The organism is Mesorhizobium sp. M7A.F.Ca.AU.002.02.1.1, from assembly GCF_003998535.1.
Taxonomy (GTDB): Bacteria; Pseudomonadota; Alphaproteobacteria; order Rhizobiales; family Rhizobiaceae; genus Mesorhizobium; species Mesorhizobium ciceri.
In genome coordinates, this window is record NZ_RZPB01000074.1 from 1 (window position 1) to 14138 (window position 14138).

17 protein-coding genes are annotated in these 14138 nt (G+C 63.9%); 8 read left to right on the plus strand and 9 right to left on the minus strand.

The window, feature by feature from the left end:
- Nucleotides 1-1975 (plus strand): TIGR02302 family protein (locus EN879_RS07460; RefSeq protein WP_127273997.1); only part of this gene is annotated, 1975 nt, incomplete at its 5' end.
- A gap of 112 nt (nt 1976-2087) precedes the next feature.
- Nucleotides 2088-2459, plus strand: a complete 372-nt coding sequence (locus EN879_RS07465; RefSeq protein WP_063169090.1) for a glyoxalase superfamily protein — start codon at nt 2088-2090, stop codon at nt 2457-2459.
- Here the strand turns inward: EN879_RS07465 and EN879_RS07470 are convergent.
- Entirely contained in the window at nt 2438-3319 is an 882-nt protein-coding gene (locus EN879_RS07470; RefSeq protein WP_024503767.1) for a LysR family transcriptional regulator, read from the minus strand. The two genes, EN879_RS07465 and EN879_RS07470, sit on opposite strands and share 22 nt — an antisense overlap.
- 222 nt (nt 3320-3541) lie before the next feature.
- On the opposite strand from EN879_RS07470, the gene EN879_RS07475 reads away from it, so the two are divergent.
- Nucleotides 3542-4489: a DMT family transporter gene (locus EN879_RS07475; protein WP_024503766.1), complete on the plus strand. Its 948-nt coding sequence runs from the start codon at nt 3542-3544 to the stop codon at nt 4487-4489.
- Here EN879_RS07475 and EN879_RS07480 read toward each other — a convergent pair whose 3' ends face one another.
- The 3 genes from EN879_RS07480 to EN879_RS07490 form a co-directional block, all read right to left on the minus strand.
- Complete coding sequence (locus tag EN879_RS07480) at nt 4490-4861, minus strand: response regulator (protein WP_063170346.1); 372 nt, start codon at nt 4859-4861, stop codon at nt 4490-4492. It lies immediately after the preceding gene.
- Nucleotides 4862-4935: 74 nt separating this feature from the next.
- Nucleotides 4936-5478, minus strand: coding sequence for a hypoxanthine phosphoribosyltransferase (gene hpt, locus EN879_RS07485; protein ID WP_013529401.1), 543 nt, complete (start codon nt 5476-5478; stop codon nt 4936-4938).
- A 181-nt stretch (nt 5479-5659) separates the two neighbouring features.
- Nucleotides 5660-6304: a hypothetical protein gene (locus EN879_RS07490; protein WP_063169091.1), complete on the minus strand. Its 645-nt coding sequence runs from the start codon at nt 6302-6304 to the stop codon at nt 5660-5662.
- A gap of 192 nt (nt 6305-6496) precedes the next feature.
- Between EN879_RS07490 and ftsE the strand changes: the two genes are divergently transcribed.
- The 3 genes from ftsE to EN879_RS07505 all read left to right on the plus strand — a co-directional run bounded on the left by ftsE (nt 6497) and on the right by EN879_RS07505 (nt 9003).
- Nucleotides 6497-7156, plus strand: coding sequence for a cell division ATP-binding protein FtsE (gene ftsE / locus EN879_RS07495; protein WP_010911739.1), 660 nt, complete (start codon nt 6497-6499; stop codon nt 7154-7156).
- Nucleotides 7149-8144, plus strand: coding sequence for an ABC transporter permease (locus tag EN879_RS07500; protein WP_013529399.1), 996 nt, complete (start codon nt 7149-7151; stop codon nt 8142-8144). Before ftsE ends, EN879_RS07500 begins: the two co-directional genes overlap by 8 nt.
- A 133-nt stretch (nt 8145-8277) precedes the next feature.
- Entirely contained in the window at nt 8278-9003 is a 726-nt protein-coding gene (locus EN879_RS07505) for a YdcF family protein (protein ID WP_024503762.1), read from the plus strand.
- Here the strand turns inward: EN879_RS07505 and EN879_RS07510 are convergent, their stop codons facing one another.
- Both EN879_RS07510 and EN879_RS07515 read right to left on the minus strand, forming a co-directional pair.
- Nucleotides 9004-9636 carry a pyridoxamine 5'-phosphate oxidase family protein gene (locus EN879_RS07510; protein ID WP_063169092.1) on the minus strand — a complete coding sequence of 211 codons (633 nt, stop codon included), beginning with the start codon at nt 9634-9636 and terminating at the stop codon, nt 9004-9006. It lies immediately after the preceding gene.
- Nucleotides 9637-9660: 24 nt separating this feature from the next.
- Nucleotides 9661-10131: a DUF1348 family protein gene (locus EN879_RS07515; protein WP_063169093.1), complete on the minus strand. Its 471-nt coding sequence runs from the start codon at nt 10129-10131 to the stop codon at nt 9661-9663.
- A 119-nt stretch (nt 10132-10250) separates the two neighbouring features.
- On the opposite strand from EN879_RS07515, the gene EN879_RS07520 reads away from it, so the two are divergent.
- Nucleotides 10251-11153 (plus strand): LysR family transcriptional regulator, encoded by a 903-nt coding sequence (locus EN879_RS07520; RefSeq protein ID WP_063169094.1) that lies wholly within the window; start codon nt 10251-10253, stop codon nt 11151-11153.
- A gap of 119 nt (nt 11154-11272) precedes the next feature.
- Nucleotides 11273-12073, plus strand: a complete 801-nt coding sequence (locus tag EN879_RS07525) for a 1-acyl-sn-glycerol-3-phosphate acyltransferase (protein ID WP_013529394.1) — start codon at nt 11273-11275, stop codon at nt 12071-12073.
- 25 nt (nt 12074-12098) lie between these two features.
- On the opposite strand, the gene EN879_RS07530 is transcribed toward EN879_RS07525, so the two are convergent.
- The 3 genes from EN879_RS07530 to EN879_RS07540 all read right to left on the minus strand — a co-directional run.
- Complete coding sequence (locus EN879_RS07530; protein ID WP_063169095.1) at nt 12099-12725, minus strand: LysE family translocator; 627 nt, start codon at nt 12723-12725, stop codon at nt 12099-12101.
- 90 nt (nt 12726-12815) lie between these two features.
- On the minus strand, nt 12816-13763 hold the full coding sequence (locus EN879_RS07535; RefSeq protein ID WP_063169096.1) for an aldo/keto reductase: 948 nt from the start codon (nt 13761-13763) through the stop codon (nt 12816-12818).
- 120 nt (nt 13764-13883) lie between these two features.
- The coding region (locus EN879_RS07540; RefSeq protein ID WP_206520927.1) for a gamma-glutamylcyclotransferase at nt 13884-14138 on the minus strand (255 nt) is incomplete at its 5' end.

The following is a 14138-nucleotide window of genomic DNA, read 5'->3' on the forward strand; positions in this document are numbered from 1 at the left end:
GTCCTACACCGGCAAGCCGCCGATCTTCCTGACCGCCGACGCCAACCAGGCCATCCCGACCTTTACGGTTCCCGAAGGCAGTGACGTTTCGCTGCGCGTGACGGGCGGCTCAGGCGAGGAAACGCTCGGCTACGCCGACAAGAATGGCAATTCCCGCGCCATCGACCCGGCTGCGCCGCAGGCCGCCGCCAAGCCGGCTGCAAGCCCGGCGACGCCGTCCAAGGTGCGCCAGTTCACCAGCAAGCTGACCGGCGACGGCACGCTGACGCTGACGTCGGGCGAGGACCAGCTCGGCCGCTGGGCCTTCGCGGTCGTACCGGACAAGCCGCCGCAGATCCGCTTCGTCGGCGAGCCAAAGCGCGCAGCCAACGGCGCCTGCGAGCGCAACTACCAGAGCGAAGACGACTATGGCGCCGCCACCGCCAAGGCGGTGCTCGCGCTTGCCGATCCGCAGGCGCCGAATGCGCGTCCACTGTACGGTGCACCTGAAATGCCGCTGACGCTGCCGCGCCGCGGCGGCAAGTCGAACGCCGCCAGGACCTCGAAGGACCTGACCGAGCATGTCTGGGCCGGCAGCAGCATCAAGCTGACGCTGGTCGCCACCGACGATGCCGGGCACACCGCATCGAGCGAAACCAAGACGCTGCTGATGCCGGAGCGGCCTTTCGCCAATCCGCTGGCACGCGCCGTGATCGAACAGCGCCGCCTGCTGGCGCTCGACGCCAACGCCAAGCCGCGCGTGCTCGACCTGATGGACGCCATCACGCTGCGGCCGGAAGACACCTTCGACAACATGTCCCACTACCTCGCCATCATGAGCGCCCGCACCCGGCTGAAGATGGCCGACAGCGACGATCAATTGCGCAGCGAGGTCTCCTATCTCTGGGAAATCGCGCTCGGCATCGAGGAAGGCAATCTTTCGGCCGCCGAAAAGCGGCTGCGCCAGGCGCAACAGGCGCTGCAGGACGCCATCAAGAATGGCGCCAGCGACGCTGAAATCGAAAAGGCGATGAAGGAACTGCGCGAGGCGATGAACCAGTTCCTGCAGGAATTCGCGGAGCGCGCCAAGCAAAATCCCAACGCCCCGCAGATGCAGCAGAATGGCCAGGAACTGCGCCAGAGCGACATCGATCGCATGATGGACCAGATCGAGAACCTGGCGAAGTCCGGTGATCGCGACAAGGCCCAGCAATTGCTGTCGCAACTGCAGGACATGATGAACAATCTGCAGGCCGGCCGTCAGCAGCAAGGCGGCCAGCAGGACAGCGAGATGCGCCAGCAGATGGACAAGTTGGGCGAGATCCTGCGCCGTCAGCAGGAGATGATGAACGACACCTTCCGCATGGATCAGATGCAGCGCGGCGAGCGCCAGCGCGGGCAGAACCGTGACGAGCAGCTCGGCGAAGGCGGCCAGGACGAGGACAGACCCGGCGTCGGCGAAGACCGCGATCCGCTCGCCCGGCAAAAGCCGATGACGCCCCAGGAATTCGCCGATGCGCTGAAACAGCTGCAGCAGGGCCAGGGCCAGTTGCAGAGCGACCTCGAACAGCTGAAGAAGGGCCTCGAAGGCATGGGTATGGAGCCCAATGAAGGATTTGGCGAGGCCGGCAAGTCCATGGGCAATGCCGAACAGGCACTCGGCGAGGGCGAAGGCGATGCGGCCGTCGGCCATCAGGGCCGGGCGCTGGAAGCGCTGCGCAAGGGCGCCAAGGACATGATGAAGCAGATGCAGGCCATGCAGGGCGACCAGGGTGGCGGCGAGGAAGGCGGCCGCCAGCAGAACGCCGATCGCGATCCGCTCGGCCGGCCGCGCGCCAGCCAGGGTCCCGATTTCGGCGATTCGGTGAAGGTGCCCGACGAGATCGACGTCCAGCGCGCCCGCCAGATTCTGGAAGCGATCCGCAAGCGGCTCGGCAATGCGCTCAGCCCTGACATCGAACGCAGCTATCTGGAACGGCTGCTCGAGCTGAAATAGAGCAATTCCAGGAAATGTGTGAAGCGGTTTTCCGTCCGGAATTGCGAAAAAACAAGGGGATTGCCGCCCCCGTCCATCCCACCTGAAAACCCTCTCGCACGGTTGCACCACCATGCCCAGACTTGGCGCCGTCACACCCATCCTGCGCATCTTCGACATTGCCAAGGCGCGTGAATTCTATGTCGGCTTCCTCGACTTCAAGGTGCAGTGGGAACATCGCTTCGCCGACGACGCGCCGCTCTACATGGCGATCGGCCGCGACGGCTGCGTCCTGCATCTCAGCGAACATCATGGCGACGGTGCACCCGGCATCGCCCTGCGCATCGAGGTCGAGGACATCACGGCTCTTCATGGCGAGCTGACCGGCAAAAACTACCGCTTCGCCAGGCCAGGCGTGGAAGAGACGCCTTGGAAGACCCGCGAGGTATCGGTCGCCGATCCGTTCGGCAACAGGCTGCATTTCTACGAGGATGCCGCCGGCTGACTGAGCCTGTTGACGAAGGCTTCGCGGATCGCATCCTGCATGCCGTCGATCGCCTCGCCTGACGCGTTCGGGTTGCGGTGCATCACCACGTTCGAGGAATCGATGGCGCCGAATCCGTCCGCCGTGGTCAGTTCACGACAGCCGTCCGGAATGTTGCTGCGCGAGATCGGCGCGATCGCCAGTCCGGAGGTGACGGCGAGCTTGAGGCCGCCGGTGGTGTCGCTGGTATAGGCGACACGATAGGCAAGATCGCGCTGCTCCAACGATTTGATGGCGAAGTCCTTGCACCAGCCGGCCCGGTTGTAGAGCGCGATCGGCACCGGCTGTTCCTCATGCATGTGATGCAGGGACGATGTCACCCACACGGTCGGGTCGTGCATCAGCACTTCGCCGCCGGCGGGATCCTGCCATTCGAACACCACGCACAGATCGAGCTCGCCGGCAGCGAGCGCCGCCATCTGTGCCCCGGAATGGGCATAGCGCACGGTGACCTCGACCTGCGTATGACGCTTCGAGAAAGCGCCGAGCGCGCGCGATAGGATGGCGTGGCCATATTCCTCCGGAATGCCGATGCGCACCGGCCCGCCAAGCGGCGCTGCCGCCATCGATGCCGACGTCTCGTCGAGCAGCGAGACGATGCGGCGGGCGTTGACGATGAGTTCGCCGCCGCGCCGCGTCAACGCGACGCCGCGCGAACCGCGCTCGAACAGGCTGGCGCCGATCAGATCTTCGAGCTTCTTCATCTGCATCGACACCGCGGATTGGGTGCGGCCGGCCTGCTCCGCCGCCTTGGTGAAATTGCCGGTCTCGGCAATCGCCACGAAGGTGCGCAGGAGGTCGCTGTCGAGGGTCGGCCGCATGAAATCCGCCATAAGAGAATTTGATTGCTGGCATCATTCCAATTCGTTTGCAACATGTCAAACGGCGGATGATAGTCGCCTCACCCATTGGATATGCGGCTGCGAAATCAGCCGCGGACCAATCAAGAGTCCTCACTCGTGCCCGCTGCCCGAAACGGTGGCGGGTTCTTTTTACCCCGCAGGCGGCAGCTTCGGATCGTACGCGCAGGAGCCTGGATGCAGATGCAAAATCGGATGGTGGGCGGCATCCTGAGCCTGTGCCTCGGCGTGCTGGTCTTTTCGCTGCAGGATCCGCTCGTCAAAGCCGTGTCGAGCGGTTATCCAGTGACCGAGGTGATGGCGATCCGCTCGATCGTCGCTCTGCCGATCCTCATCGTTCTGGTCCATGCTGATGTTGGCTTGCGGGCGATCCTGTCGAAGCGATTCGGCATGCTGACGGTGCGCGCCTTCATCCAGTTCACCTCCTATACGATGTACTACCTGGCCATCGCCGCCTTGCCGCTTGCCGATGCGGTGGCGCTTTATTTCATGGCGCCGCTGTTCATCATGGTGCTCGCCGGGCCCTACCTTGGCGAGCGCGTCTCCTGGCAGACACTGGCAACCGTGCTGATCGGCTTGTTCGGCGTCCTCGTGATGCTGCGCCCCGGCGCAGGGCTGTTCGACTGGGCAGCGCTGCTGTCGCTGGGCTCGGCGGCGCTCTATGGTTTTTCGCAGCTGATGGCCCGCAAGATCGGCGACACCGAATCGTCCACCGTGATGGCCTTCTATCAGAACGGCGCCTATCTGGTTGGCGCCGCCGTGGTTGCCGGCGCGTTTCACCTTGCCGGCATAACCCACGCCGTCCACCCCAGCTTGGAATTCCTGGTACGGCCATGGCTTTGGCCGACGCTGCCGGATTTTCTAAAGATGGCCGCCTGCGGCTTCGTCGCCTCCGCCGGCATGATCCTGCTGTCGCAGGCTTACCGGATGGCGCCGGCCAACCGCGTTGCCACCTTCGAATATACCGGCATCCTGTGGTCGCCGCTGTGGGGTTTCCTGTTCTTCGCCGAGGTGCCGCGGTCGACGACCGTGATCGGTGCCGCCTTGATCATCGGCGCCGGCCTGCTGGCGCTCAGCACCGAACGGCGCAAGAGTACTCCACCTGTGCTCGCTGCCGCCGACCCAGCCTGATCAGGCGAAGCAGATCAGCGCCCGTTCGACGCGCGAGCGGATTTCAGCCAGCGTGAAAGGCTTCTGCACGACATCGAGGATGATGCCGTTCAATTCCTCGGCGCGCTCGCGCTGGTCGGCATAGCCGGTCATCAGCACGATCTTGATGGCGGGAAACAATGTCGCCGCCGCTATCGCCATCTCGATGCCGTCCATCTCCGGCATGCGGATATCGGAGACGACGAGATCATAGCCGCCACGCGCGGCCTGGATCAGCGCAAGCCCCTGCGCGCCATCCGCCGCGATATCGATTGTGTGCCCGGCGCGTTCAAGCGCGCGGGCGGCCAGGGTGCGGACGGACTCATCGTCCTCGACGATCAGAAGCTTTGCCATGGCCGGCATATTTGGCCGCCAAAAGTTGACTTTTCCTGAAAGCGCTGAGGATCAGCAAACCTTTTTGCTGCCGCTCAGGCATCCCCTTTGACGACACCGACAAAGGGCAACTCGCGAAAGGCATGGGCTACATCCATGCCGTAGCCGACGACGAAATAGTCGGGGCAGTCGAAGCCGACATAATCGGCATTGAGTTCGGTCTGGCGGCGCATGCGCTTGTCGAGCAGCACGGCGATCGAACAGCTCTTGGCGCCCCGCGACAGCATCAGCTCGCGGGTGAAGCTCAGCGTCTTGCCCGATTCGAGAATGTCGTCGATCAGCAGCACGTCGCGGCCAGCGACCTCATTGTCGATGTCGCGCAGCACCCTCACCTCGCCGCTGCTGGTGCCGGCGCCATAGCTGGAGATGAAGATGAATTCGACCTCCGGCGACAGGCCGACATCGTGCATGGCGCGGATGAGATCTGCGGCGAAGATGAACGACCCCTTCAGCACCGAGATCACCAGGAGGTCATGGTAGTCGTGTCCGGCAATCTCCTTGGCGAGTTCGAGATTGCGCCGCGCGATCGCCGATGCAGAAAACAGGACTTCGATGTCCTTGCCGCGTACAATTGGCATTTTTCGCCCCGCTGATTTCTTGCCTAAACGCGTTCACGCCCAGCACGTGTTGAGATTCAGGTCAGGCTGAGTCGAAAACGGTGGTTTCCGAGAACCGGAGCGGAGCGTACTGAAGTACGTGAGCACCGGAAGCGCAGGAAACCGCCGTTTGCGGCCAGTCTCACCTGAATATCAGCACACGCTATTCGGCGAAGGTGACCGATACAGTTCTTACACCGTTTCTAGGCACGTCGAGCCGGCTGGCAAAGCCGAATCTTTCGCCAGAGGCCAGCGAACGGCCGGATGTCCCCAACGTATAGCGGGTGATGTGCCCGTCATTGCCGGTCACCCGGATTTCAAGCGGCGGCAGCTGCGCCGGTTTGGCGCCGTCATTGGCGGCCTCGCCATCGACGAACAGCGCAGGGTTCGGTCCGGAAGCATCGACGCGTGACGTGACGCCCGAAATGCTGAGCGCCGACGCTTGCGCGCTGGACAGGAACGGCACCTGGCGCACCAGCGCGTGCCCGCCGGAAACCCAGAAGGCGGCCAAGGCAGCGCCGATGCCGGCGATCCAGAAGATCGGCCCGCCGCGCGAGGCTGGCGGCCGCTCCGGCGGGGCTTCGGGCTTGCGCAGCATGTCCATGCCCTCGATGGGTGGCATCACGATCGCACGCGGCAGCGGCGAAACGCTTTCCACGGCAGGTGCAGGGCGCGGCATCACCACGTAATCGGCATCGACGATGTCGGCGGCCGAACCGCGCATGAACCGGTCCGCCGCGGCAATTGCCGTCGGATCGGTCATGATTTCGCCGGAAACCGGGCGCGCGGTTCGATCGTCAGCCATCATGGCCCCAGCATTGCAGCACGTGTTCGCTTTTCGTTTCTTTTGCGTAAACACAAATGGTTAACGCTTCCCCACCGGAGCCCTCGTGACGAGTCGAAAGAGCCTAGGAATTAACCGCCGGTTAACCATGCCGGCCGATGGTCTTTACCCAGAACAGGCCGGCTCACTGCCGTGCCGAATTTCAGGTCGTCGAAATTGATTCGCTTCGAAAATGTCGGCCTCCGCTATGGCATGGGTCCGGAAATCCTCCGCGACATCTCCCTGCACATTCCGGAGCGCTCCTTCCAGTTCCTCAGCGGGCCTTCGGGCGCCGGCAAGACGACCTTGCTGCGCCTGCTGTTCATGTCGCTGAAGCCGACGCGCGGGCTGATCACCATCTTCGGCAAGGATCGCTCCCGCATTTCCCGCACCGAGCTGCCGCATCTCAGACGCCGGATCGGCGTGGTGTTCCAGGATTTTCGGCTGCTCGACCACATGACCACCTATGAGAACGTCGCGCTGCCGCTGCGCGTGCGCGGGCGCGAGGAGGCGAGCTACCGCACCGATGTCACCGAGCTGTTGAAGTGGGTCGGGCTGGGCGAACGCATGCATGTGCTGCCGCCGGTTCTGTCCGGTGGCGAGAAGCAGCGCGCCGCGATCGCGCGGGCGCTGATCGAGCAGCCGGAAATCCTGCTCGCCGACGAACCGACCGGCAATGTCGATCCGCCGCTGGCGCGACGCCTGCTGCGGCTGTTCATCGAACTCAACCGTCTCGGCACCGCCGTGGTGATCGCCACCCACGATCTCGGCTTGATGGAGCAGGTCGACGCGCGCCGCATGATCCTGGCCGGGGGAAGGCTGGACATCTATGACTGAACTGTCCGCCGAACATTTTGTGGAAAGGGAGCAGGACGCCGAGGCGACCGAAGCAAAGCCGCGCGCCCAGCGCAGGATGGCGCCGATCGTGCCGGCGCAGAACATCGCCGGCCGGGCGCTGGTGCTGGTCATCGCCATCATGACCTTCCTGTCCTGCCTGACTTTCGGCGCGGTGACGCTGGTGCGCGACACAGCGTCCGTCTGGGAGAACCAGATTTCACGTGAGGCAACGATCCAGATCAAGCCGGTCGACGGCCTCGACATGGAAGCAGCCCTTACCCAGGCCTCGCAGATCGCCGGCGAATTCCCCGGCGTCAAGGCGACCCGGATCATCGACCGCGAGGCGACCGCGCGGCTCCTTGAGCCCTGGCTGGGCTCGGGCCTCAACATCGACGAATTGCCGGTGCCGCGACTGATCATCGTCACCATCGACGAGAACAGCCCGCCCGATTTCGCCGCCATACGCGCCGCGATCACCCCGAAACTGCCGAGCGCATCGCTCGACGATCACCGCACCTGGGTCGACCGGCTGGTGGCGATGGCCCGCACCACGGTGACCATCGGCATCGCCGTGCTGGCGCTGATGCTGTCGGCGACGGTGCTGACGGTGGTGTTCGCGACGCGCGGCGCCATGGCCGGCAACGGTCACATCATCGAAGTCCTGCATTTCGTCGGCGCCGAGGCACGCTTTATCGCGCGCGAATTCCGCCGGCATTTCCTGGTCACCGGCATGAAGGGAGCGGCGGCCGGCGGTGCCGCCGCAGTGCTCGTGTTCATCGTCTTTTCCTGGTGGTCGTCGCGCAATATGGCGACGCCGCAGGCCGACCAGGCGACCGCCCTGTTCGGCAATTTCGCCATCGGTTCGGCAGGCTATCTCGGTGTCGTCTTGATGGTGCTGGTGATCGGCGGACTGACGGCGGCAACCTCGCACGCCACCGTCGTTGCCTATCTCAGCGACATCGATGTCCGCCAACCGGATGCAGGCTAATTCATGTCGCCCAAAAGTGGGAACCGGTTTTGGGACAACGACATGGATAAAACAGGGTGATCACGAATAGAGAATTCGCGTAACGCAAAGTGCGTCTTTTACCTACCCAAGGCCGCATTTCAGGATTAACCATATGGCGATGGACGCGCGGGATTCGACCGGTACGGCTGGGCAGATGCCAGTGGTGGTTGCACGTTCGCATGACCGCCGCGCTGTGAGCCGTCTAAGAGCCACGCTGCGCCTGTCCGCCCTCTCCGTCCTCATCCTTGCAACTTTGTTTGCCGGCGGTTTCGGTTGGTTCGCCAACAAGGTCAGTCACCTGACGACGCCCGCCAATCCGGCCAGGGCAGACGCGATCATCGTCTTGACCGGCGGCCAGTCCCGCCTCGATGCCGCGATGGATCTGCTGGCGTCCGGCAAGGGCGAACGGCTGCTGATCAGCGGCGTGCATCCTTCGGCCAGCCGTCGCCAGCTGCAGGCGGCAACCGGCGGCGACAAGAATCTGTTCTCCTGTTGCGTCGACATCGACCGCGCCGCGCTCGACACGATCGGCAATGCCGAGGAAAGCGCCAAATGGGTCGAGAGCCACGCCTATGGCACGGTGATCCTCGTCACCAACAATTATCATATGCCGCGCAGCCTGCTGGAAATGGGCAGGCTGCTGCATGGCGCCAAGCTCGAGCCCTATCCGGTGGTCAATTCCAACCTCGACAATGGCGGCTGGCTGACCAAGCCGCGGGCATTGCGCGTGCTGTTCACCGAATACAACAAATATCTGCTTGCGCTGGCGCGCGGCATCGTGCCTGTCAAGCCGACGCCCAACGGCATCGCGCTGGCCGAAACCGCGGCCGGCGGCTGATTATTCCCCTGCGGCCGCGCCCGAATTTCCCCTGAGCCGTGCGATCTCCTGCTCAAGGCGTTCGATACGCTTGTCCCGCTCGCCGAGTGCCGCCGCGACGTCGGCTGCCTCGAACCGTTGTGGAATATGCTGCGGGCAATTGGCATCCCAGGCCGAGACCGTGAACAGGACGACCTGCTCGGCGCGCGCTCTGTAGCCTTGCGGCATCAGCTTCGCCATCAGTTCGGCATCGTTCTCGACGACGCGCGCGGTGCCCCAGAGCTTGATGCGCTGGCGGTGCATATAGTCGATCAGGAACAGGAACGCCCTTGGATTGTCGGCCAGATTGCCCTGCGTGATGAACTGCCGGTTGCCGGAAAAATCCGCGAAGCCGATCGTATGTTCATCCAGCACCTTGACGAAGCCGGCCGGCCCGCCGCGATGCTGGACATAGGGCTGCCCCTCGCGGTTGGCGGTCGACAGGAAGACGCTGGTCTGCATTTCGATGAAGGCGGCAAGGTCCGGGGTGATGCCGGCCTGCCAGCCGCCACGCTCCTCGACGCGGGCGTAGGACTGACGTGAGCCCTTGCGGGCCTGGATCGCCTTGACGGTCGGCGTGAAGGCGACGTCGCTGGTGAAAGCATGCGCGTTCATCGAAAGCTTCCTTGCGGCAAGATGCTAAAGTCCGAGCTCCGACAGTGTCGGGTGGTCGTCCGGCCGCCGGCCGAGCGGCCAGTGATACTTGCGATCTGCCTCGCTGATCGGCAGGTCGTTGATGCTGGCGATGCGCAGACGCATCAGCCCGTGTTCGTCGAATTCCCAGTTCTCGTTGCCGTAGCTGCGGAACCATGAACCGCTGTCGTCGTGCCATTCATAGGCGAAACGCACGGCGATGCGGTTGCCGTGGAAGGCCCAGACCTCCTTGATCAGCCGGTAGTCGAGCTCGCGGCTCCATTTGCGCGTCAGGAAGGCCTGGATGGCGTCGCGGCCTTGCAGGAATTCGGCGCGGTTGCGCCAGCGGCTGTCCTTTGTATAGGCGAGCGCGACCCGCGCTGGATCGCGTGAATTCCAGGCATCCTCGGCCATGCGCGCCTTCTGCGCTGCGGTCTCGGCGGTAAACGGCGGCAGCGGCGGGCGGGCTTCGGACATGGCAACTCCTGTGCGAGGCCATGCTGCAGGCAGGGCCGACAGACTGGAATATAAGCCTTCCATCATTCAAAGGCAGGTGGCATATTCGTAACTTGTCCTTCCATTTTTCGGAAGAAGCTATGGATCGTCTCGAGGCCATGTCGCTCTTTGTCGCCGCGGTGGACGCCGGCAGCCTTTCCGCGGCCAGCCGCCGTTTCGGCATTCCGCTGGCGACGGTCAGCCGCAAGATTTCCGATCTCGAGCGCCATCTGAACACACGCCTCCTGAATCGTTCGACGCGACGGCTGACACCGACCGATGCCGGCCAGGCCTATCTTGCCGCCTGCCGCCGCATCCTGGACGACGTCGGCGAGGCCGAACGCACGGCCGCCGGCGAATACAGTGTTCCGACCGGCGAACTGGCCATCACCGCGCCGGTCGTCTTTGGCCGCCTGCACGTGCTGCCGGTCGTCACCGGCTTTCTCGCCGCCTATCCCGACGTGGACATCCGCCTGACATTGGCCGATCGCATAACCCAGCTGGTCGAGGACCATTTCGATCTCGCCATCCGCATCGGCCGATTGCCCGATTCGAGCCTGGTCGCCATCGGCGTCGGCGCGATCCGCCGCGTCGTCTGCGCCAGCCCGGCCTATCTGGCCGAACACGGCACGCCAACGACCCCGGAGGATCTGGAAACACACGATTGCATCACCTTCGAGGGGCTCGCCTCCGCCGCCAGTTGGAGCTTCATCAAGGGCAAGGCCGAAATCCCGGTTCGGGTCCGCTCGCGGCTTCAGGTCAACACCGCCGAAGCGGCCATCGATGCCGCGATTGCCGGCGTCGGGCTGACGCGTGTGCTTTCCTACCAGATCGAAGCCGCGCTGCGGTCCGGCGCGCTGCGCGTCCTGCTGCAGGAATTCGAGCCGGCGCCATGGCCGGTAAGCCTGGTGCATGCGGGCCACGGCCTGCTGCCGGTCAAGCTGCGCGCCTTCCTCGATTTTGCCGCTCCGCGCCTGAAGGCGCGGCTGGCGCGGCTGATGTAGCGGAACCAGGCCAACCCATCGGTGGCCGTTCTTCGTCGCCACCCAAAGCGCCCTGCGGCCATTTCCTTTTTTCCCGCGCTTGGTGTAACCAACGCTCACCTCCTCACCGGGCTCCCCCAATGCTCTACATCAGATCGCTGACGTTCAATTTCGTCTTCTACGTCAACCTGATCGTCCAGATGATCCTCTGGACCCCCTACTATTTCCTGTCGCCCCGGCACCGCGCCTGGTTCGTGCCGAAATTCTGGTCGCGCACCTCGATGTGGCTTTACGAGAAGATCGCCGGAACGAAGAACGAGATCACCGGCCGGGAAAACCTGCCCGAAGGCTCCTTCATCCTGGCACCAAAGCATCAGTCGTTCTGGGACGCGATCGCCTTCTTCCCCTTCCTTCAGGACCCGCTCTACATCCTCAAGCGCGAGCTGACCTGGATCCCGTTCTTCGGCTGGTACATCATGAAGATGCGCATGATCCCGGTTCATCGCGGCAGCCGTTCGAAGGCACTGAAGGCCGTGGTCGCCGCGACCAAGGAAGAGATGGCGCGCAACCCTCGCCAGCTCATCATCTACCCCGAAGGGACAAGACGCGCGCCGGGCGACGAACCGGCCTACAAATACGGCATCGTCGAAATCTACACGCAGCTTGGTGTTCCGGTGGTGCCGGTTGCCCATGTCGCCGGCCTCTATTGGCCGCGCCGCAAATTCCTGCGCTATCCCGGCACCATCAAGGCGCGTTTCCTGCCGCCGATTCCACCGGGACTGAGCAAGGACGAATTCATGGCCCGGCTGATCGGCGAGACCGAAGCTGCCTGCGACCAGTTCCTGATGGATGCGGCGCGCGGCCCGAACCCGCCTGCCTTGCCGCCGACAGCGGTGAAAAGGCTGCAAGAGCTGGACAACGCCGCAAGAACCAAAGTCTGAACCGGAAGTCTCCGGCCGGCAGTTCTCAGCCGAACACCGCCAGCGCGGTGGTCAACACCAGCGTCACGGCAAAGATCAGATTGATGATCCGCGAGGCCGCCGGCCGGCGCAGGAAGCGCGCGAACCCAGCCCCCGCGACAAGCCACAGAGCGTGGATGGCAACGATCATCAGGGCGAGAACCGCCAGCTTCAGCCATAGACCAGGCTCAGTGGCGCCCTGTTTGGACGAAGCACCGGCGAACACGGCGGCGATCGCCACATAGGCCTTTGGATTGGCGACCGCGAGAAGAAATCCAGCCAGCCATGTGGGACGCGAAGTCTCGGCGGCGCGGGCGGCCAGCGGCGGCGCCGTAGCGATCTTGAAGGCGAGATAGAGGATGTAGGCCGCGGAGGCCAAAGCCAGCAACGGCGCCAGCTTCGGCATCGAGGTGAGCACTGCCATGACCCCGGTCGCGACAACCAAAAGCACGGCGATCGTGCCCAGGATGATTCCCCAGGCATAGCCCAGGGAATGGCGCAAACCGAAGGCGGCACCAACGGCGGTGACGCTTATCGTTGCCGGCCCCGGGCTGCCCATGACGACGGCGGAGGCAAGCACGAGCGCGCACAACTGGCGCCAAAGATCCGGCTGCAAAAGAAGCGGCTCAGTCATCTCACCCTCTGTCTTGCCCCGTGCGAAGGAGGCTATGGCAAGACAAGAGGGTCGTCTTGGACGTTCGTGCGAGGAGCGGCCGCCGAAACTTCAGTCGCTCGCCCTGTCGAGTTCGGCCATGTCGGCGGCGCTCAGCTTCAGCGACGCCGCCTTGATCAGGCTGTCCATCTGCTCGGGCTTGGTGGCGCTGGCTATCGGCGCGGTGACGCCCGGCCGAGCGATCACCCAGGCAAGCGCGACTTCCGCCTGCTTGGCCGAATGCCTTGATGACACCGCGTCGAGTGCCGCAAGGATGCGCATGCCGCGCCCATTGAGATAGTCCTTCACGCCGCCGCCACGCGGGCTTTGGCCGAGATCGGCCTCGCTGCGGTATTTGCCGCTGAGGAAACCTTTGGCCAGGCTGAAATAGGTGATGACGCCGATGTCCTCGGCCACGCACAGATCGCGCAACGGCCCGTCAAAGGATGAGCGATCGTAGAGATTGTATTCCGGCTGCAGCACCTCGTAGCGCGGCAGACTGCGCAGGCTCGCCACATCGAGTGCCGCACGCAACTGGCCGGCGTCGAGGTTAGAGCACCCGGCATAGCGAATCTTGCCCTTGGCGAGCAGCTTCTCGTAGGCGCCAAGCGTTTCCTCATAGGGCGTCGCAGGATCCGGCCAATGCGACAGATAGAGATCGATGAATTCGGTCTGCAGCCGCTTCAACGATGCGTCGACGGCCTTTTCGATGTAGGCGGCGGACAGGTCCTTGTGCCCCTGTCCCATATCCGAACCGACCTTGGTGATCACCACGACCTTGTCGCGATTGCCACGGTCTTTCATCCATTTACCGATGATGGTTTCCGATTCGCCGCCCTTGTGGCCTGGAACCCAGCGCGAATAGGCGTCCGCCGTATCGATGGCGTTGAGGCCGGCGCCGACGAAGCGGTCGAGCAGGTCGAACGAGGTTTTCTCGTCGGCAGTCCAGCCGAAGACGTTGCCGCCCAGAACCAGCGGCGCGATGGACAAGTCGGTGCGACCGAGACGACGTTTCTGCAAGGCGGATCTCCGGGATGATTGGGCGGGCAAATGGCGCCCGCGGTCTGAGGGTTGGAGCCTAACCTAGGTCTTGCCTGAACGAGGTCAAAGGCCTGACGGCCTTTTTCCGCAGAGCCAGCTTCACAAAGGCGCGACCTGCAGCGCCACCTCTTCCAGCCAATGATCGCGAATGCCCAGCGCCTCGAGATGCTCCAGCGTGCTCAGCACATAGTCCTCGTTGTTGCCGGACTGGCCGACCGCACCGCGCACCACGGCCGCCGCATCTGCAGCGTCGAGCGCTCCGGCATATTGCTCGTGCTGGCGGTCGACAATGTAAACCACCGCGTCGACCGTACCGCCGCCGTCGAGGCGAACCTTGAGCAGACGCTCCAGATA